Origin of the sequence: Coraliomargarita sinensis, assembly GCF_003185655.1 — a bacterium.
Lineage (GTDB): Bacteria > Verrucomicrobiota > Verrucomicrobiia > Opitutales > Coraliomargaritaceae > Coraliomargarita_B > Coraliomargarita_B sinensis.
Genome location: NZ_QHJQ01000005.1, coordinates 76,790 through 97,661, shown reverse-complemented (window position 1 = coordinate 97,661; position 20,872 = coordinate 76,790). Strand labels below are relative to the sequence as shown.

Genomic DNA, 20,872 nt, shown 5'->3' with positions numbered 1-20,872 from the left:
CCCCAAGGAGAAACGGCCGGGATTCATTAACAGCTATGACAAAAATCAATTTTCATCTTCCGAAATTTGCTCTCGGACTAATTATCGCGCTCTCACTCGGTTTCGGCTCGCAGGCGCAGGCCGTCGAAGGCAGCGATTACTACAAGGAGGGCTACCAGCCCATGTTCAACCCCTACCCAAAAGACTTCGGTCGACGTTCGGGAGTTTGGAAGATTCGTTATTTTGGACCGGTCGGCATCGGCATCGACCTGAAGCGCCCGGGCATGACCATGGAGATTAATAACGTGGAAGAAGGTTCGCCGGCTGACAAAACCGGTAAGCTGAAAAAAGGCCAGATCATAGAGAGTATCAACGGCGTGGTGCTGAAGGATTTCGACCCACGTATCATTCTCGGCAATATCATTACCGAGGCAGAAGCAACCGACGGTGTGATCGACCTCAAAATCAAAGGCCAGGGCAACGTCCGCGTAAATATCCCGGTCATGGGTGCCTACAGCGATACCTGGCCGGTTAACTGTGCCAAATCGGACAAGATCGTGCGCAACCTCGCCGATCTTATCGCCGAGCAGGACAAACCTTCCTGGGGCTCGGTGCTCTTCCTCCTCTCGACCGGTGAGGAGAAGGACCTCGCTGTTGTCCGCCGCTGGATGCAGGACATTGAACAGGTCGGCGGGATTACATGGGAGATCGGCTACAGCGGTATCGGTGTTTGCGAATACTACCTGCGCACGGGCGACAAGTCTGTGCTGCCGGTGATCAAGAAAGCGACCGAGGACCTCAAGGATCGCATGTACCAGGGCGGCTGGAGCGGCCGTGGTATGCCGGCCGCATTCACCTACTCGACCGGGACGGGGCAGGTCCATGCCTCGGGCATATATGCCATGAATTTCCTTCTTATGGCCCGGCTTTGCGGCGTCGAGGTCGACGATTACGCTTTGAGAGAATCCTTGAAGCAGTTCTACCGCTTCGGCGGCCGTGGCAACGTCGCCTACGGCAACGGCACTCCGGAGGGGGGCTTCCGGGATAACGGCAAAACCAGTGGCTTGGCCATGGCGATGGCCGTAGCCGCACAATTGACCCCTGAAGGGGAAAATTCCGTCTATGCGCAAGCGCGTGATAACTCCGCCATGAAAGCATTCTATGCCACCAACTGGTTCCACGCCGCCCACACCGGCGGCGGGATGGGCGAAATCTGGCACCACGGTGCCATGGCTCTGATGCGCGAAAAACGCCCCATCCCCTACCGCTCCTACCACGACACCCGCCGCTGGGTCATGGACCTCTCCCGCCGCCACGACGGCAGTGTCGCCATTGAGGGGATGGACGACCGTTACAACCGCTCGCTCACCGACGCCTCCGCGGGCCGCGACTGGGGCACCTTTTTTGCCCTTACCTATACCTATCCGCGCAAAAACCTGCAACTGTGGGGTGCCCCGCGGAGTCCGTATGCGAAAACCTTTCAATTGCCCAAGCGCCCCTGGGGCAATGCAGCCGACGACGTCTTCAACTCGCCTGACCCGATTTACATTGGTGAAGCGCTAGGGCTGACAAAGGAAGAACTTCTGAACGAAAAAGTCCCGACTGATGCTTCGGTACCTGTTCTCAACGCTGTCAACGACCCGGCAACAACCGAGAAGGAAATGTTCAAATACATCCTGCACCCCGAATATGGGATTAGGCATGCCGCCATGCGGGGAGTGGTTAAACAGGGCTGGACACATTTGGTCGTCCCGCTTCTCCAATCAGGCGATCCCCGTCTTCGTGAGGCCGGGCTCTTGACCATGGCCGGGATGTTCAAAGGCAGGCCCTTTTCCGATGACCAGCTGACTACCGAAATGTTCGACCTTGTCAGCCAGATCGTCGAGGATCCGAACGAATCCTGGTGGGTGGCAATGTATGCGATTCAGGCGCTGCGACGCGCGGACATCGATCGGATCGCCCAACACCGCGAACGATTGCTGGAGTTTCTGGAGTACGATAGCGTCTGGGTGCAGGAGCAGGCAGTGCTCACTCTATGTAAGCTTATTCCCGAACGTGACCACTATGAGACGGTCCTTCCCCCGGTCGTAAAAATGGTCACTTCTTTCGCGATCGACGAACCTTCCCGTAACACCACGCGGGAACTCCAGCAAACGATCGCCGGGGCAAACCGGGACATACAGGAGTACGCTAGCCCCATCCTGAAAAAGGCCTATCTCAGCCTGCCTGATCAACTCGCCGATCCCTACACGGGTGCCTCCCCAAAGCGCGGTGCCAAAACGATTCGGGCACGCATCGGGAACATCGTGCAACAGGTCCCCGAGGGTGAGGAATTTGTGCGGCGCATCCCGAGAACAACTTTAGAATCCTACAAGAGCGGTCGCGATGCCGACATGTATCAATTCCAGGGCCGGTTCGAACCTAATGACCAATTGATCGGCACCTGGGAATGGGCGATCTGGCCACCGGCGAACAAGCCTGGCGAAATTGACGATAAAGTTGAATCCTGGCTCAAAAACAATCTCAAGGACGGCAAAGCGACGATCAAAGGTTCGAAGGATACTCTCAAGATAGAGCCGAACGGCAAAACCACAAAGTCAGGCTACTACCGCAACCACTTCTGGTCCGGCAACATGCTGGTCGGCATGGATGTGGACCAAGCGCTTCAGATGGAAATCCGGACCTACGAGGGGATCGATTTCCTCATCGTGGAACGCGGTGGTAAATTCGGCGGTGATCCGGACGACGAAGGCACGGACGCCATCCCCGATGACTGGCATCCGGGCTATCATATCTACATGCGGACCGACTAGTGGCGAAGCAGCGTACGGCCCTTCAGATCACCTGGATCGGCCTGCTGGTCAATCTGGGGCTGGGCTGCGTTAAAGTCGCTGGCGGTTGGGCGCTGAACTCCAAGGCCCTTCTGGCTGACGGTGCGCACAGCCTGCTGGACCTGCTGACCGACATTGTCGTGCTGGTCGGCCTTTCTTTGGCTAATAAGCCGGAGGATGCCAACCATCTCTATGGGCATCACAAGTTCGCCAGTTTTGCGAAGTTCATTGTCGGTGGGGTTCTACTGGTCTTTTCCCTAGGTCTGGTGCTGGCCGCCCTCTTCGATGTCCGCACCGCTCTGAGCCAAACGAAAGCCGGTGCGGCGTTGGCCCTGGCCCTGGTTTCGCTCGTGCTTAAAGAAGGTCTCTTCTGGTGGACACGGAGCGTCGCCCGCCGACTGAAATCCGAACTGGTGATGGCCAACGCCTGGCACCACCGGATGGATAGCCTCTCTTCGCTGGGCGTAGCTGTCGCCCTGTTCGCCGTCTGGATCGGCGGGCCGCAGTGGGCTTTCCTCGACGATGCCGTCACCTTAATTCTGGGAGGTTATCTGACCTTTGAGTCCTTTAAAATTTTCTTCCGGGCCTGTGCCGATTTATTGGATGCCGCTCCGGAAAGAGAGATCATCGAGGACCTTCGCGAGCATATCCTGCCCACTCCGGGTGCGTTGGCTTACCATGATTTTCGCGTACGTCGGATCGGCGACTTTTTTGAGGTCGACCTACACCTCCAGGTTGATCCCGAAATTTCCGTCGAGGAAGGGCATGAAATTGCACGCTCGGTCAAGGAACGCATGCGCAAGCAACATCCGGAAGTGTCCACCGTGCTCATCCATGTCGAACCAGCCAACCGTGAACACATTAAGCAACGGGGACTATCGGGAGCCGACCAAGAGGAGCGGCAACACGGTCAATGATACGACTCAACAGCGCGCCTGCCTTATCACTCCTGGACGACAAAGACTGAGACAAACAGCTTTTCGGTGGACGTATCCGAGACAGTCGCGGTTACCGTGACCTCCCCGTTTACCGGAGAGCTGGCTTCAAACGTGACCGTGGTTCCAGCGCCATTACTTTCTCCACTGCCGTGAAACTGAGATAAGTCCGTGGACCAGCGGTAGCTTGCCGTAATATCGGAAGCGGGATTCTCGCTCATCGGATGCTTGAAAGTGAATGTGCTGCCCCCGTCGGTTGATACCTCCATATTGTATAGCCCAACACTGGGCGCGCTCGGATCCGTGCCGAAGTAGTTCTCAATCGCATTCGGAATGCCATCACCGTCGTAGTCGTCGCCGGCGGCCGTTAAGTCGCCGACATCGTAGCCGGAAATCCAATTGGTGAAGTCATTACCACCGGGATTCACCGTGATTGTCACATCGGAGGATCTCACATAGATTCCATCGTCTGCGGTCAGGCGAAGAACGTAGGTTCCTTCTTCTGAGAACGTTGCCGTAGTGTCGATAATGGTTGGATCCGCGAAACGCACCGGAGCCGGGCCAGAGACAACCGTCCATTCGGTATCCGGCGAGTCGCCGTTGGAATCAGTCACCGTGCCATTTAGCTGAACTTCAGCACCGATGTCTTGGGGAAGCTCTGTTTTATAGGGATGATTTGCAGGAAGATTATCCGTCAGGCCCCACTTGTGGGCGAGGTAGCCCTCCATACGTTCGCGATCCGTGCTGGTCACGGTTCCGGTGAGGAAGACCATTTCGGCAATATCACCGCCAAAGTAGCCGCGGTCCATAACGAAACCGAAATGTCCTCCGTCACGCAGCGTGTCGATTGCCGGTGCGGGTACGTCGTCGACAGCTTCTAAGTTTCCGTTGGCGAAGACTTCTCTGGGAGACCCGATCGGCCAAATGAAGTTTACGATACTGCCGCTATTGTCAAAATTGTGCCCGATCAATGGTCTGAAATCGTCGCCAAAGATGTTCACTTTATATTTTGAACCATCGAACCCCACTTCCAGGCTGTTGGCTCCACCTCTACTTTTCTGCGAACCATAAATGGGTTGGAAGCTGGTAATATCTGCTACAACGATAAATGCGGAGTGAGAGACGCCCGCCAGAAAATCCAAATGGGTTCCAAGTTCAAAGTAGTCGTCTGAGCCGTCGAAGGACACGACATCTTTATCATTCAGAGCTGCCTGAAGAAGTGCAGGCTGTCGGGCCGCCGTGGATTGCAGGGCGTGGCGGTCATTCCCGCTCTTGTCGAGCCACTGGAAGACGCCGTCATCAATCACCGTCATGCTGAAGGAATCGCTGGCATCGTACCAGGCATCGGTCTGAATTTTTTCAGGCGTCCAGGGCGTCCCGAAGCCACCGATTGTCGCCGATTGTTCGGAACCTGCATCCACTTCGGGCGGATAGCTAATATCAGTGGTCGCCGATGCCTCTGCCGAAGGATCCGTCACATTCTGATTCGGGCTTTTATCCCGGGCGGTGACAGTGTAGGTATACTGTGTATCTTCATCCAGTCCAGTATCGGTGTAAGTCGGGCTGTCCTGCCAGCCGCTGTCGCTGCCTCCGGGATTACCAGAGGTTTCCGTAAAGTAGTATTCGACTTCATGCACGTCCAGGGCGGCAGTCGCGGTCATCGTGATCGAATCGATACTTGAAGCGGCCGGCGCATTCGCGAATGCCATGGGGCTGGGATAAGGTGCCGTGTTATCCGACTCTCCGGGAATGTCTCCGAAAACGACCACCTCATCAATGTTCCAGCCGCAGGCACCGCCATTGTTGTTCCAATCCGTCGGCCCGATTCCCCAGCGAACATAAACGGTGGATTGACCATCCGCGACGGCGGAAATGTCGTATTCTTCTTCAATCCATTCACCATCATCGGTAATGTAGGTCTCGGGATTCTCCCACAAGGTGGTCCAATTCACCCCATCATTCGAAACCTGAAGTAAAGCAGTGTCATCAAACCCCCAATAGACACCCAACCAACGTTGGAACTTAACTCGTGTATTTTCATGATTGCTGCAGTCGATCACAGGCGTGACGGCCCAGCGTGTTAACGGCATTTCGATCTCGTAGCTACCATTCAGGTTATAGCCGATAACGTTGGGGCCGTTAAATCCGGATGACGGATCTTTCCCGCGATAAGCATTTTGCACCTGACCGGTCGGTTGCCCGTAGGCCCAACCTTTACCATCGGTCCGGTTATCGATAAACGTCCACCCTGGGTCTCTATCCATGGAAGCGTAATACGGTAAGGGCGGATTAATCGTGAAAGTGTAGGTATGCCGGTCCTCGACGCTTTCCCCCGCTGTTCCATCCCCATCCTGGTCCATGAGCGTACCGAAGGCATCCTCTATGTCCGGACCAATTACCAATTCATACGCCCCGTGTTGGGCGGGCGGCGTGAATTCGATGGTAAGGACCGTATTGCCTTCGGACCAGGAGGTTCCGGTTATGGAAGCGAGGACGGAATTACCAACCGGCCCCAGGAATGAGATGATATCCGTCCCGGCATCAAATGTGCCCAGATCCATGGGCACGTTGAAGGTCAGTTCCACGCTGGAGATGACACCGATGCCTTCCGGAACAGCGGGCGCGGCCCCCGAGCTTACCCGGGGTAAGCTGCTGTAAATCCTGAAGTTGCCACTCTCCGCGATCTCCATGCCACCGTTACGGTCCAACTCGACCCGGATCATGTAATCGGTGCCGTTGGGCAGATCATAGGGAATAGTCCACTCAATGTTTCTTGCTTCGATCGGGTTGACGTCCGTAGCGAAGGTACTTTGAAGGACGCCGCCCTTATACAATGAAATCGTGGCGATATCCTGATAGTCGCCACCGTTGAATTGAATGGTTTGCGTGGTGCCTTTTTCCCACTCTGTCCCCGCCAGCGGATTGATAATCTCGAAATCACTTCGGGTCGCCCAAAAAGAAGCTGCGGTTGCACCGGCGTTGGCTTTACCATCTCCGGTATCGATGACCCGGGCGTTATCGGCACCGCGCGTCAAAACACTGCCGTCAAATCCGGTAATCGTGTCGTCGAATTTTCCAGCGATGTCGTACCCCCCGACGACCAGACGCGAATCAACCGTCGTGTCGTTGGTGGCATCATAGCCATCCTCGGCACCGGTGCGGGAACCATCAAAGAGAACATTGGGGTTTGAATAATAAGGAATCCTCAACCAAGCGCTTTCACCGTAAGCCATGATTGTGCGGTATTGCCCACCCCCTTGGCCATAAAATCGCCAGCCGGTATTGGAATCTTCGTTGAGTCCGGTATCGGCCCAGGCGTGCTGGGCATTCATGTTGTGCCCCAACTCGTGGGCATAGACCAGACCGCTGGCTGTCATGCTAACCGCTGATACGATGGCATAGCGATTCGCTGAATTAGCCACGCCTGACTGTCCTTGGCCACTCCCCACCACAAAGGTAACCAAATCACCCCCGAGGCGATTGTTGAAGTCAGTCACAGCATCGAGAACCCCATCCTCGTTCCGCAAGTTCGTCAATTCGTCCCCAAGATTACTCGAGCTTCCCGGAGCATCGTAGTCAGGATCTTCAATCGTTCCCAACAGAATCATTTCGGTGTCCGTGATTTCACTGTTAATGAAAGCCTGGTTCATACGATCCACTGCCGCAATGATACGTGCTTCAATTCCGGAATACCCGTTATAGCTGAAAGAGCTGTAGTTAGTACGCGCGTCAGGGTCGTAACCGACAGTCACATCGACTGTGCGCCAACCAGACGTATCGCGGTTGACCGCTTCCTGATCCTCGTCGTGGGAAAAGCTTTTAGCCTCGATAGCATCATAAACATCGGCTTCGATATCTGCCTCGATACCGGACGGGAAATGGTCAAGCATCTGGGAATGATCAAACCCGGCACAGGTGCCGCAGGCTACTTGGTTCTGGCTCACGATATCGACCTCACGTACCATCATATGGCCGTCGGACATAATTCGGTATTCGATTTCCTGGCCCTTATCATAGCGCATGACGTTTCCCTGAAGAATACCGTCGTGGTAAACAATCTGAGCCGTGCTACTCTCTTTTTCTCCGACCACATGGCCCTGAATCGTATGCGTGTTGGCGGAGCGAGTCTTAACGGTTTCAAATTCCAGTGTCATCACTTCCTCCGTTAATGTCGGTGCAAGGATGCGGGACTTGCGCCCCGCCACTACAGCATCAACGGCATCAGCGTTAAATACCAGGCGCCCGGCCTGACGTGTGTGTGGGTCGACCTCATCAGGTTGGAGATGAAAGCGCCCATCCACCGGCGACCCCGCCAGCACCGCAGGTTGTACCGAAGCCAATGAAGAATCCACCTTCAGATGGACAGGATCGCGATAACGGCGCGTGGCATTTACCCCCCGCGGATGTTCAAGGGCCGGCACCGGGCGCATTTCGCGGCAAAAAACAGCAGCTGGCCTCCAATCGCGCGAAGAGAGTTCCGCCCTTTCCTGCGCAGCACCCGCTGTCGGCGGTAATCTTTCGTCTCCGGCTGGATATCCTGTATCCGCGGGCCGTGACGCTTCGATGCCTCGGTTATCGGCCTGAATTGACGGTTTCCCAGCATTGGAGGCCGTTTGCTCGACGGGCAGGACAGAAGACTGGCTATCTTTCAGGATAATCCAACAAGTCAGCGTCGCGCAGAATAGCACGAACAGGACGATTCTCGAAGGAGATTTTTTTAGGGCCATGACTTTATAGATAAAACGGGGAAACGATGGGGGTAATGTCCTCAGCCCACACTTTTCCCGCAAGTCGATTTATCGCTTTGGAGCCGTAAAACTGCCGCGTCGACCTGTACAAATTTAAAGCAGGTCGAGGCCGGTTCTGAGCCAATTCGCCGGTGGTCCCAGCGTTTTCAACCCGGGTGCTTCAAAATCGGGCTTACAGGCCTCGTGACTGCCGGTAGCGATGCGGGCTATTCCTTCAGCCGGACCATGGCCCGGCCCATGGCTTCACCGACCAGCATATAGGTCTCGGCATTGCCGTGGTAATGGAAACTTTGGTTTCGGGGGGACTCCTCCGGCGGACGATAAAACGGGCGTGTGTCGGCGGTAAAAACCGTGCCACCGAATTCAGGATATTTGACCGGATCGCTCACTGCCATCTGGGCCTTGAAGATGGTATCGGCGCTGCTGCCCGGCTGCCAACCCTCGCCGCCGTTGAACCCGCAGGTAGCCACCACAAAGGGGGCACCCGGTGCATTAAACTCATTGCGCAGCGCATTGATGAGCGTCACCAGGTTTTCCTCGTAACGCTGAGCGTGCACACCGGCCTCGCCCTCACCGCGCTCGCCGCCATCCTTGTGGCCCTGCCACCAACCGAAGCCGGCGATTTCATAACCGCGTCCCGCCCAGTGGGGAAATTCCTCGTCGAAGTTGGCCAGCACCGCCTTCGCTGCATTGAAGCAATCGTCGTATTGCTTACCTGCGTACCAATTAATCGCCTCCGGCTCCGTTCCTTTCTCCCAGCGCGATGGCGAATCCTTGTAGCCCGCATAGACCCAGGTCTTCCCCTCCTCGTCAGTGACCTCAAAGCGCTCGGAACCCGGGGGCAGGAAGTCCCAACCCAGCGATCGGTTACCCTGGCTTGTTTTCAGCAAAAGCACTGGCTCGTCGTGATAATTGCCGACCATGTGACCAAAGCCAAGTTCCGGTCCGATACTGGTCTTGCCCGCGCCGCAACCGTAGTTCAGCCATTGATTGCCCTTTGCGGTGACCTCACCGCGATACCAAACGTCGTCCCGCGGAACGAACTCATTCGCGTCGTTGATCAGGTAGGGAAACTTTCCCTCCTGTAGAACCACGGTCTTCAGGGTACCCGGCAAATCGAGTCGGAAATACCAACCCGTGATTGGCCCATGGCCGAAATAGATGATTCGGAAAGGAACTTTCTCACCCGCTTTCAGTTTGGTCGGCGTGATGGTCGGTTCCTCCTCACCCGGTTCTTTGCGGTACGCGACTTCGTCTCCGATACGCATAATGCCGTAGGTCGCATCGGCCCAGCCTGATTTGAATTCGTAGATGCCGGTTTCGGGCATCTCGATAAAGCCCCGCAGCACGATCACCCCCTCTTTCGGGAACTCGCTTTCCCTCAGCGCTTTCAAGCTTTCGAACTCAAAAACTTCGCTGGGCTCCGCCGCATCATAGTCGAGCGAGGCGTCATAACTTCCGGGATAGGTCGAAATCGTCAAATCGGTGAATTCCTCTTTCCATCCCTGACTACCGCCTGTGAACTGGCCGATGCCGACCATATTCGACTGCCCGGAAAGGATATAGACTTTGACCGGAGCTTCCTCGGCATTCAGCGCCGGAATAAACATTGAGGCGATCGCTGTTAGGGCAATCGACGGAATAATTCTCGTTTTAAATCGCATGAGTGGCTCTTAAGTTTAGAAAAGATGCTCTTGAAGTTTATTCGAATGAAAGACTTGTCTTATTTATAAGCAAGTTGTCTCCTTTCTTCCCTCGGAAGTTCACTAAATACTAATGATGCCTCTTACGGTCAAACGACTCGCCTTTCTCTTTTTTTCTGCCCTCTCGTTTGCAGCGGCTGAGCGCCCCAATGTCATCCTCATCATTTCGGACGACCATGCCTTTGATGATTACGGCTTCATGGGGTCGGACCGGGTCAACACGCCGGTCCTCGACAAGCTGGCGGACGAGAGCCTGACCTACACCCGGGGCTACGTCATGCCCGTTTGCTCCCCTACTCTGGCCTCACTCCTTACCGGAAAACTACCGCACGAGCACCGGATCACGGGAAATGATCTGTCAGATGACCGTTCCCCTCGGGGCAAACGGGAAGCGCTGCTCGATCAATTGCAGAGCAACTCCCTCCTGCTTCCGAAAGCCCTGACCGAAGCGGGCTACCTTACCTTCCAGACCGGCAAGCTCTGGAACGGCACCTATGAGGAGATGGGCTTCACACACGGCATGACCCGCAAAGGAAATCGACATGGAGATGAGGGGCTCAGGATCGGACGACAAACGATGCAGCCGATATTCGATTTCATCGAGAACGCGGAGGCAGCAGACAAACCCTTCTTCATCTGGCACGCACCCTTCCTCCCGCATACGCCGCATAATCCGCCGGAGAGATTGCTCAAAAAATACCGGGGCAACGGTCCCAATCCCGCAGCAGAAAAATATTATGCCATGGTGGAGTGGCTGGATGAAACCACCGGCGAACTTGAAGACTATCTGGTTGCCAACGGTTTAAAGAATAAAACGGTCGTTCTCTATCTCGCAGATAACGGCTGGGATCCCAACCACGACATGTGGAACAACCACCGCGCCAAGCTCAGCCCCTACGAAAAAGGGATCCGCACCCCTATGATGATCCGTTGGCCGGGTAAAGTCAGGCCTGCGATGGACAATGTGACTCTCGCCCATGTCACCGACCTGCCAAAAACCATCCTCGAGATCACTGGCGCCAAGGATCCCGGTGACCTACCGGGCCTGAATATGATGAACCGGGATGCGATGCAGGCGCGCGATACGGTCTTCGTCGAGGCCTACAACCATGATATTGCGAATCTCTCCAACCCGGCAAAAAGCCTTTTTACTCAAGTCGTCATCCATGGATGGTGGAAGTTACTCATTCCTACCGTGGTCGATCCCGACCGAAGCTTTGCCACCAAGCCCGAAGGTATTGAACTCTACAATCTGAAGAAGGATCCCTATGAAAAAGAGAATCTGGCGGACCAACATCCGGAAACAGTGCAACACTTGAAGAAGCTGCAAAAGGCGCACTGGGATCCTGACAAATCGGCAGCTTGTTGCGGTCACCTTTAAAGACAGGCGGGGCGCCTGTCCTACGCAGGACAGCGCCTCTGGCCTGTCCCGCATTTCGCCACCCCTTATAAAAGCTCTACGATGATACATTCGAGCCGTGGACTATGCGCAATCGTCTTACCGTCGGCCAGTATTGTAAGCCCCTTGCCACGACCGTATTTCTCACCCGTTCGATCCCAGATGATCGTCAACACCCGTCCTTTGTAGCGCACCTGATCCAAACAGAAGTAATCCCACAATACTTCGGGTAAAAGCGGGTTAACCTCCACGACGTTATCCGCCCGCGGGCGTAGTCCCACCAAGCCGGTGATGATCAGGTCGCAGTAGCTGGAATGGTTGTAATCCTTGCCACGCTCTTTTCCGCCCTTTTGATCCGACCAGCCGCCCTCTTTCCAGTTCTTCAACCGGGTGCGGGCGATCCATTTACCAGTGTAAGGATGCAGGTTCTCATCGATCCAGGGGACAATTTTGCCGTCCTCCCGCTGCATCAGGTGCGAACGAGTGTAGATTTGGAGGGTTTCAAAGTAGTCCCTTTTGCCAATCGCATCCTGCTCGTAGTTGTTCAGAACATTGGCCAGGGCCGTAAGCGTGACCGAGGTCGCAAGCGGCCAGGAGGGACCGTTCCACTGGCATTCATGGCCTTCGTAGCTTATGGAAAACCCGGGGTGCCTCTGTTCCGCCGTTGTCGGGCCGTAGGGCGCGTGAAAGCCCCCGGGGTCCACCAATTGCTTCCAAGCGGATTCATAGCCCTCACCGGGCTCGGGCAAATTGAAATACCAGGGGGTGTAGCCGTGCTGTTCACGAACGTCGGCTTTCTCAAGAGTCGTCTTGTCCAGCACCTTGAAAAACTTGTCCTTCGGGTCCCAAAGTCTTGAGAGAAGCAATGATTTAATTTTAGCCGCTTTAGCTTCGAATTTTTCCTCTAGACCGGCTCGACCTGCCAAGCGCGCGATCCGTGCGATCGCTTTGGCGTCACCGTACATGTAGGAATTAATCGTGGCGCGATACCCGCTGCCTCCGATGGAGACCTCCATCCCGTCACGGTCGTCGATCTGATAAAAGAGTCCGAGTTCTCCGAGCTTTGTCTTCTCCCAGGCTTCGTAGTTTTCCACCATGGAATCCAGAAGTTCGACCATGAGGCCTGGATCAGGGTTCACCAAATGGCGCGCGTAAATAGCATCCGCGAGCCAACAACTGTACTGTCTCGGCATGCCCTCTCCTCGAAGCCAGAATTTCGCATAGTCATCAAGATAGACCGGATTGTGCAACCAACGCCCCTCGTAGAAGTGATGGCCCGACGGACAGCTGATGGTGTTGTATTTTCGCGACCAGGAAACTTCCGGCAGGAATTCAGTAATCACGTAGCCCTCCGGAGTTTCCCTGATATGCTTGCGGTACGTCCACCAGCGAAAGTAGTACGTCCGCTCGAAGTCTTCATCGGGACATTCGAAGAGCGGAATGTTGGCCTGTAAGAATCTGTAGGCCTTCGAGTTGGGAATATTGGCGTAGAGTTCTTCGTCGTCGGCATTGAAGCGCTCGACGTAGGACTTGAGCTTCGTATGGCTTAGAATTCCGGTAGCGCCTTTGACAGCATGCGCCGATTGGAACGAGAGCACGGCGATAAGAAATAGTACGCCGTGTCTTCGGAAGAAAAACAGGCGGGACGCCTGTTCGAGGTAATACAGAGCTCCCTGCCTATTACATTCGAGCCTCCTGCTGGCTGAAAGATAATGCATCGGCGTGTGAGGTCCTACTTCGATGGCCCGACGTATCGAACATCACAGTAATACGCCCCACTCTCATCTCCGTTGGGGCGCTCCAGCCAAGTCTTGAGCATGGTAGGACCGGCGTTTAATTTCACCAGAAAACGGGCAGATGTGGCATCGTTCAGAACGTCTTTGGACACCTCAAACCCATCAATTCGCAGACGGGCTGATTTCATCTCCATCGCTTTCTCGAGATAGGGAGCCCAACGATAGAGCGAAATTTCATAAATCCCGTCCTGAGCCACCTCGACCGCCCAGGGACCGTTTTTCAGGTCTCCCCGGCGTACGTGGCTCTGGTGCCAGACTGCAACCGTCTCGTCCGGCATCAGCCAGTCGTGGCTGTTCAAGGTCATCGGATTTTCGCCACCACCCAGAACGTGGCGCACGGTTCGTTCCATGGCTGGTTGGAGCGAAGCCCACCAATCCTCGTAATCGTTACGTAGTTGCGCCACAACTTCGGGGTGGGCTTCGGCAACATCGTTGTCCTGCCCGGGGTCATTCTGGAGATTGTAGAGTTCCTGGCCTTCGATCAGACGCCAATCGCCACGCATCGCCACCGAATCGTCCCATTTGGGCGGGAGAAAGCTGCGCTGCACGTGAACAAAAAGCGAACGGTCCTCAAACGAGATGTCCTCTTCTCCCTTCAGGAGTCTGCCTAATGACTGCCCGTCAATTTCAGGGCCCTCCGGTTTTTTCAGATTCAGTATGTCGACAAAGGTGGGCAGGATATCAATGTGCGCCGTCAAACCCGTCACGTCACGGCCCTCGTTCCATCCACGTTCGGGCCAGTGCCAGAAAATGGGCACGCGATGCCCACCTTCCCAGGCTGAGCTTTTCCATCCCCGCATCCCGGCGTTGTAATACTCGTAGCCCGACTTTTGGCAGATCCAGCCCGCAGTGGTGCCGTTGTCCGTCATAAAAATCAGCAAAGTATTTTCGGCGACTCCCATCGCCTCAAGCTGTTCGCGGAACTTGCCCAAATTCTCATCAATGTTGACAATCATTCCGTAGAACTTGGCCAAATTCTCCGGCATGCCCCGGTCCATGAAAGGCTTGGAGTATCGTTCGTCGACGATATAAGGCCCGTGCGGCGCATTCGTGGAAAGGTAGAGAAAGAACGGCTCCTCCCGATTGGCTTCAACGAATTTGGTTGCTTCCTCGAACCAGACATCGGTGCAGTAACCTTCGTACTGCTTCCACTCGCCGTTGGTCATGTAGTGGTCGTCGTAATAATCATTCTCCCAATAGTCCGGGCTGCCTCCGATTACGCCATCCATATGCCAAACTGTGTGCTCAAATCCCTGATCCGAAGGACGGAAGGGATAGTTCGCCCCCAAGTGCCACTTGCCGATCATGGCAGTAGCATAACCGTTGGCTTTGAAGACCTCCGCCATGGTTAATTCCTCGCCACGCATCATCGATCGCCCGTTGATCGTGTGCCACACCCCGGTACGGGTTGAATAACGGCCCGTCAGGAGTGCGGCCCGTGTCGGGGAACAAGTCGGATCGACGTGAAAATCCGTAAAACGCACACTCTCACCATGCAGCGCATCCATATGAGGCGTCTCCAAGTAAGGATGCCCGTGAGCTGAAATTTCGCCATACCCCTGATCGTCAGTAATGATAAGAATGACGTTGGGCCGCTTTTCAGTCGCCGCATTCAGCAACGAAGATAACAAAAGGCACAGTAGCCATGAGAGAATAAAACGGGACTTCGTCATACGCGTAAATGAAGAGTGTTACCAGAAAATCGACAGGTCGAGTCTCGTGTCAGTTGAAATAAGTCGTTCGCCGTCCGGTTTTTCCTTAACCGTCAATTTTGATCGGCCCCGGATGGTTGATCTCGGTCGCATTGCTGGCGGCACCGGGGAATTCTGCGTGAGGATTCTGGCGTCCGTGCTTCTTCCCCATCGGGATAATTTCCCCATCCACTATTTTCGGAGGTTCCCGGCGGTTGGGCGTGGGATTTTCCGGAATGGTATCGCCGGTCTGCTCGGTCCAATCCGCCAGTAGGCTGCGAGCCTGCTGGAGCTTGGCGGCATAGGCGGGCTCATCCACGATATTCCAGAGCTGATTGGGATCCCGGCTGACATGGAAGAGTTGCTCCTCAGGAAAAGGATGGGCAAAAACTTGTTGTTGATGCCAGAGAGTCTCACCCGCGGCATGGGCCTTCCACAATTCACGGCCGGAAAGATATACCATGTCCGACTCGTGCCCCAGATTCTGCTCCTCCGGGTAGTTGTTTTTAATGTAAAGGTAGTCGTCAAAACGCACCATACGCTCGTGAGACTGATAGACGTGCCAATTGTGTTCGGCAAAAACCACTTCACGTACCACCGAGTCGGGATCCTTCAAAATGGGCGTAAAACTACGACCTTGAACTGATTCGGGGATGTCCAGTCCAGCCAGCTCCAGACAGGTCGCACTCAGATCAATCACACTGATTAGACTATCTGTCGCCGCGGGCTCGTCGATCATGGCGGGGTAATGCACCACCCAGGGTGTTTTGATGCCACTGTCGTAAAGATAGGTTTTGTCACGGGGGAAAGGACGTCCGTTGTCGGTCGCCACCACGATCAGGGTATTGTCCAATACCCCCTGTCGTTTCAATTCCTCGGTGACCACGCCGATATAATGGTCGTAGCGGCTGACTTCGTGGTAATACTTGGCCAGATCCTCGCGAACCTCAGGTGTATCAACAAGATACGGCGGCACGACGACATCCTCCGGACTGTAGACCGGAGCTTTGTCGTCGATGTGCCAGGCACGGTGCCCGTCATAGGAGGCAAAATAGAAAAAGAAGGGCTTGTCCTTCGGGCGCTCCTGGACGATGCCCAGCCAATCCTCCGAACCACTGGCCCCACCCCCGCGGGTCATGAGGTCAAATGCCCGGTCCTCATAGCTGAACATGTGGTTTTTGCCCGAAAGGACCGTATAATAGCCAGCCTGACGCAAGAGCTCCGGGAAACGCAGCTGATCGTCCGGAAGCTTGGAATGAAGCTCCGGAGCTCCCGTATTGTGCGGGTAGCGTCCGGTGATGATACTGCAACGAGAGGGACTGCAGCTACTGGTGGTCAGGTACGCGTTATCAAAGCGCATCCCTTGGTCCGCCAGTCTATCGACGTTGGGCGTTTGAATCGACGGGTGCCCATAACAACCGAAATCTTCCCAGGACATATCATCGGAGATAAAAAAGACAATATTCGGCCGTGGATCTGGTGCACCGTTCAAGTCAGCGCTGTCCGCGAAGAGCTCGACACTCAATAACGTAGTGAATCCAGTGACTAGAAAAAGAATACGGTTTAGCATATTAAAAGGCTTTTGGTGATTCCCTTTCATGACAAATCATTTCAACCGTTTGTTTCAATTTTCTGCCCTGTTCCAAGGGCTCAACAGGGCAAAAATTATTCGTGGTGATATTTCGACCCCGCTTGTATAGCAACCGCACGATACAGCTGTTCGCAAAGCAGCATGCGGGCAATCTCGTGGGTAAAGGTCATGGGCGAAAGTGCGAGCATCGTGTCCGCACTTTGTTTTACCGCATCACTCAGCCCATACGCCCCTCCGATAATAAAAACAGCAGGTTGACCGTGGAGCTTACCCAAATCGCCGGCCAGCTCCATAGAACTGAGTGTTGCCCCCTCTTCTGCCATAGCATAAGTACGCGCCCCCTTTCGCTTATTCAGTGCGTCCAGAATTCGCTGACCTTCACTATCGACATCACCGTCCTTGAGCTCAATCAGTTCAAATTTCCCCTGACGTTGTAATCGCTTGGTAAAATCATCACAGATTGCCGCCAGATGGCGGTTTTTCATTTTGCCAACGGCAATGATTGTGTAGGCGTACAAAGAAACCGGGGTTATGCTAAAACGGGTTGAACTTCTGAGTAAGGTTTTTTTACGACATCATCTTTCAGCTCGAGCTCTAGCAGTGAAGCCCATGTGCGCATGTAGAGAGCCACGTGATGTCGATTGCCATGCTCGAGATAACGAAACCCACCGGGTAGCGCCTCGAGGACCTTGCGATTCGAGAGGTATTCGACCTGATGTATCTCCTCGTGGGTCAGGCCGTGCTCGTAAAGAAGACCAAGCAACTGGTCTGTGGAAGCCCCACTATGTGGACAGTAGTCATTCGCAAATTCTGACCATTCATCCAGTTGTGGGCGGATCTCGCGCAATGCAGGCTTGGCAAGTTCCGGTGCCAAACATTGCACCAGGTGGGCACAATTACACTTGGTCGCATTCCCCCAGTTGTAATCAGCACCGTTTTCCAGGTTTTCCGCAAGCTGGCGGAGAGACTTTGTCAGAAGGTGTGATGCTTTAGCCATGTGATAGAAGAAACCCAGAGTCGCCCTTGCTTCAAGTTTTGCTGATAAAAATCCGGTCAAAAGTACAACTATTGCGATAAGCTTTAATCATGGTGGTTCACTTCCTAGATCGCGTAACTCTTGAGCAGGTCGAGATCGAGATACTCCAGAACTGAAGCGTGCGTCGCCTCAAGGCGGATGCGCGGGGCCACGCCTTCCGCATGCGCCTCTTCCCAGCGACTGCGGCAGAGGCACCAAAAATCACCCGCTTCCAGCCCGGGGAAGCCGTATTCAGGCAATGGCGTAGTCAGATCATTGCCACGGGAACGGCTGAACTCGAGAAATGCTTCGGTCATTTGAGCACAAACGGTATGCTGCCCAGCGTCTTCTCCGCAGGTATCGCAATGACCGGTGCGAAAAAAGCCGGTCATGGGATCGGTGCTGCAGGTGATTAAATCGGTGCCGAGAACATTGCGTGCCATAATTGGCAAGAAGCATCCGAAAACCGGCCCTGTCAAATCAAGCATCGTATCAATGATACCACATCCCCGTCCGCATCATTTGGCCCGTGCCGCCTCAAGCTTCATTCAATAACTGATCGAGGGCATTGGAAACAGGCAACTCACCCTGTGCGACGGCCGATTCAATACTGCTGATCCGTTCTTTGTGTTCATCTGCGAAGCGCTCAAATACCGATTGCTGCAGGAGGGAACGGAACCAATCGATATTTTGCTCACGGCGGCGTTGCTCGAAAACTCCGGATTCCTTCAATTCCTCGCTGAAACGGAGGATCATTTCCCAGATCGCTTCCATGCCTTGTTTTTCCAGCGCTGAACAGGCCAGCGCCTGCGGCTTCCAACCCGGCGTAAATGGATGCAGCACCTGCATAATTCGCGCGAACTCGACACGGGCCTGATTCGCCCGGACCTTGTTGTCACCATCAGCCTTGTTCACCACAATGGCATCGGCCAGTTCGATAACGCCCTTCTTGATGCCCTGCAGTTCATCCCCACCCCCGGCAATCTGTAGGAGGAGAAAAAAATCCGTCATCGTGCGCACAGCTGTCTCACTCTGCCCCACACCGACGGTCTCCACTAAGATAACATCATAACCCGCTGCCTCACAGAGTAAGAGCGCCTCGCGGGTGCGGGCTGCGACCCCGCCGAGCGAACGACCTGAAGGTGAAGGCCGGATGAAGGCATTCGGCTCGCGACAGAGCTCCTCCATTCGTGTCTTGTCCCCCAGAATACTCCCGCCCGTGACAGAACTACTCGGGTCCACGGCCAGAACCGCCACTTTTTTACCCAGTCCGCAAAGGTAGAGGCCTAGGGCCTCGATGAAGGTGCTTTTTCCCGCCCCGGGTGTGCCGGTTAATCCGACACGGATCGCCCCACCGCTGTGCGGTAGAATCGCCTGCATTAATTCCCGGGCCAACGGGCGGTGCTTCACGGCCCGACTCTCAACCAGCGTAATGCCACGGGCCAGCCTGGCTCTGTCTCCCTCAAGGATGCCTTCGACGAGAGCAGGTATATTCGGAAGCTTATGCATGCAGGTTCTTATTCCTAATCCTCATCGTAATGACTACCACGCGCTCCAATACAATTTCTCGGTACCGCGGTGCGCAAGCTCTATGAGACATGATACCGGGAGCGCGGATGAGATTGCGATGCCGAATAAAGGGAACCGTCAGCTGAGGTTATTTTGAACCCGTCATATCGACGCCGCGCATATCCTTCTTTTCCATGAAAGCCTGGTGCATGGCAAAGACTGTCTGGAGGGTCTGTGGCGTGTGACCATCCTTCACGTCGTCAAAGTAAGCGTGAAGTTGATCGCGGTATTCCGGATGTGCACACTTATCCACGATCTCGCGGGCCCGTTCAATCGGGTCCTTGCCGCGAAGGTCGGCGATGCCCTGCTCCGTCACGATAACCTGCACACTGTGTTCACTGTGATCGAGGTGGGCCACCATCGGCACGATTGTACTAATCGCACCGCCTTTGGCTGTCGACGGGCAGGTAAAGATCGAGATATATGCGTTCCGTGTAAAGTCGCCGGAACCGCCGATACCGTTCATCAGGTTATTGCCCATGACGTGGGTGGAATTGACGTTGCCCCAGATATCCGCCTCAATCGCAGTATTGATCGAAATAATTCCCAGGCGACGCACCACTTCCGGGTGATTCGATATTTCCTGCGGCCGGAGTAAGATCCGCTCCTTGTAAAAATCCAGATCCTGATACACTTCCTTCAATACAGGAGGCGATAATGTCAGAGAGGTGGCACTGGCAAACTTGATGTCGCCCTCACGCATCAAGCCGATAACGCTGTCCTGGATGACCTCGGAATACATCTCGAAAGCCGGAATCGCAGGATTGGCTCCCAGCGCACCCAGCACGGCATTGGCAATATTTCCGACCCCGGACTGAATCGGCAGAAAATCCTTCGGAATACGACCGGCCTTCAGCTCCTGCGCGAGAAAATCCGCCACGTTTTCGCCGATTTTCTGGGTCACCGGATCGCTCTCCTTGAACCCGCCCACCTCGTCGGGTGCACTGGTTTCGACAATGCCTGCGATTTTGGACGGATCGACCTTGAGCACCGGAGAGCCAATCCGCTCGCTGGCTGAATAAATCGGGATCTCACGACGATGCGGCGGATCGAGCGGCTCGTAGATATCATGAAGCCCTTTGAGTTCGGCCGGGTGCTGGTCGTTCAATTCAATGAGGATCTTGTCTGCGATATTACAGAAAGTATTGGTGGCGCCCACACTGGTGGTGAGCACGATTTCTCCCGCTTCGGTGACCGAAGCTGCCTCGATGACCGCGTATTTCACCTTCCCGAGAAAACCGTAGCGCGCGGCCTGCGGCAGCATGGATAGATGCATATCGAAGAAGTGCGTCTCACCCTTGTTGATCTGGGCACGAAGAAACTTGTCACTTTGATAAGGCGTCCGGAAAAGAACGGCATTCGCACGTGCCAGCTCCCCGTCGAGGCTGTCACCGGTGGACGCACCGGTCACCACCCCGATCTTGAAAGAACGGCCTGCTTCGTGCTCGCCGGTGGCTTTGCGCGCGATTGCCTTGGGAATCTCTTTGGCGGCACCAGCCGGCGTAAAGCCGCTGAAGCCGATGATATCGCCATCTTTAACCATTTCGGCCGCATCATCTGCGGTAATGACTGGAATCTGTTCACTAACCATTTGCATTACTTTCTAATCTGTATT

13 protein-coding genes are annotated in these 20,872 nt (G+C 54.8%); 3 read left to right on the top strand and 10 right to left on the bottom strand.

Annotated elements, in window-relative coordinates:
• The first annotated feature begins 35 nt into the window (after positions 1 to 35).
• Both DDZ13_RS08410 and DDZ13_RS08405 read left to right on the top strand, forming a co-directional pair.
• Positions 36 to 2,792, top strand: coding sequence for a DUF6288 domain-containing protein (locus DDZ13_RS08410; protein ID WP_110131001.1), 2,757 nt, complete (start codon positions 36 to 38; stop codon positions 2,790 to 2,792).
• Entirely contained in the window at positions 2,792 to 3,727 is a 936-nt protein-coding gene (locus DDZ13_RS08405; protein ID WP_158279850.1) for a cation diffusion facilitator family transporter, read from the top strand. The genes DDZ13_RS08410 and DDZ13_RS08405 overlap by 1 nt, the downstream gene beginning before the upstream one ends.
• 26 nt (positions 3,728 to 3,753) lie before the next feature.
• Here the strand turns inward: DDZ13_RS08405 and DDZ13_RS08400 are convergent, their stop codons facing one another.
• A complete protein-coding gene (locus DDZ13_RS08400) occupies positions 3,754 to 8,097 on the bottom strand; it encodes a M12 family metallo-peptidase (protein WP_158279849.1) in 4,344 nt (1,447 codons plus the stop codon).
• 602 nt (positions 8,098 to 8,699) lie between these two features.
• Entirely contained in the window at positions 8,700 to 10,157 is a 1,458-nt protein-coding gene (locus DDZ13_RS08395; RefSeq protein ID WP_146209307.1) for a sialate O-acetylesterase, read from the bottom strand.
• A 112-nt stretch (positions 10,158 to 10,269) separates the two neighbouring features.
• On the opposite strand from DDZ13_RS08395, the gene DDZ13_RS08390 reads away from it, so the two are divergent.
• On the top strand, positions 10,270 to 11,577 hold the full coding sequence (locus DDZ13_RS08390; protein ID WP_110130997.1) for a sulfatase family protein: 1,308 nt from the start codon (positions 10,270 to 10,272) through the stop codon (positions 11,575 to 11,577).
• 65 nt (positions 11,578 to 11,642) lie between these two features.
• Here the strand turns inward: DDZ13_RS08390 and DDZ13_RS08385 are convergent, their stop codons facing one another.
• The 8 genes from DDZ13_RS08385 to DDZ13_RS08350 all read right to left on the bottom strand — a co-directional run bounded on the left by DDZ13_RS08385 (position 11,643) and on the right by DDZ13_RS08350 (position 20,848).
• Complete coding sequence (locus tag DDZ13_RS08385; protein WP_199221087.1) at positions 11,643 to 13,193, bottom strand: MGH1-like glycoside hydrolase domain-containing protein; 1,551 nt, start codon at positions 13,191 to 13,193, stop codon at positions 11,643 to 11,645.
• Between the two features lie 134 nt (positions 13,194 to 13,327).
• Entirely contained in the window at positions 13,328 to 15,064 is a 1,737-nt protein-coding gene (locus DDZ13_RS08380; protein WP_110130996.1) for an arylsulfatase, read from the bottom strand.
• A gap of 85 nt (positions 15,065 to 15,149) precedes the next feature.
• Complete coding sequence (locus DDZ13_RS08375; RefSeq protein ID WP_110131149.1) at positions 15,150 to 16,652, bottom strand: sulfatase family protein; 1,503 nt, start codon at positions 16,650 to 16,652, stop codon at positions 15,150 to 15,152.
• Between the two features lie 95 nt (positions 16,653 to 16,747).
• Positions 16,748 to 17,191: a 23S rRNA (pseudouridine(1915)-N(3))-methyltransferase RlmH gene (locus DDZ13_RS08370; protein WP_233246123.1), complete on the bottom strand. Its 444-nt coding sequence runs from the start codon at positions 17,189 to 17,191 to the stop codon at positions 16,748 to 16,750.
• A gap of 11 nt (positions 17,192 to 17,202) precedes the next feature.
• Positions 17,203 to 17,670 (bottom strand): hypothetical protein, encoded by a 468-nt coding sequence (locus DDZ13_RS08365; protein WP_110130995.1) that lies wholly within the window; start codon positions 17,668 to 17,670, stop codon positions 17,203 to 17,205.
• Between the two features lie 104 nt (positions 17,671 to 17,774).
• Positions 17,775 to 18,131, bottom strand: coding sequence for a DUF2237 family protein (locus DDZ13_RS08360; protein ID WP_110130994.1), 357 nt, complete (start codon positions 18,129 to 18,131; stop codon positions 17,775 to 17,777).
• A gap of 94 nt (positions 18,132 to 18,225) precedes the next feature.
• Positions 18,226 to 19,197: a methylmalonyl Co-A mutase-associated GTPase MeaB gene (meaB, locus tag DDZ13_RS08355; RefSeq protein ID WP_110130993.1), complete on the bottom strand. Its 972-nt coding sequence runs from the start codon at positions 19,195 to 19,197 to the stop codon at positions 18,226 to 18,228.
• A 148-nt stretch (positions 19,198 to 19,345) separates the two neighbouring features.
• The gene (locus DDZ13_RS08350; RefSeq protein WP_110131147.1) at positions 19,346 to 20,848 is read right to left on the bottom strand and encodes a butyryl-CoA:acetate CoA transferase; all 1,503 of its coding nucleotides are present in this window, start codon (positions 20,846 to 20,848) and stop codon (positions 19,346 to 19,348) included.
• Positions 20,849 to 20,872: the final 24 nt, after the last annotated feature.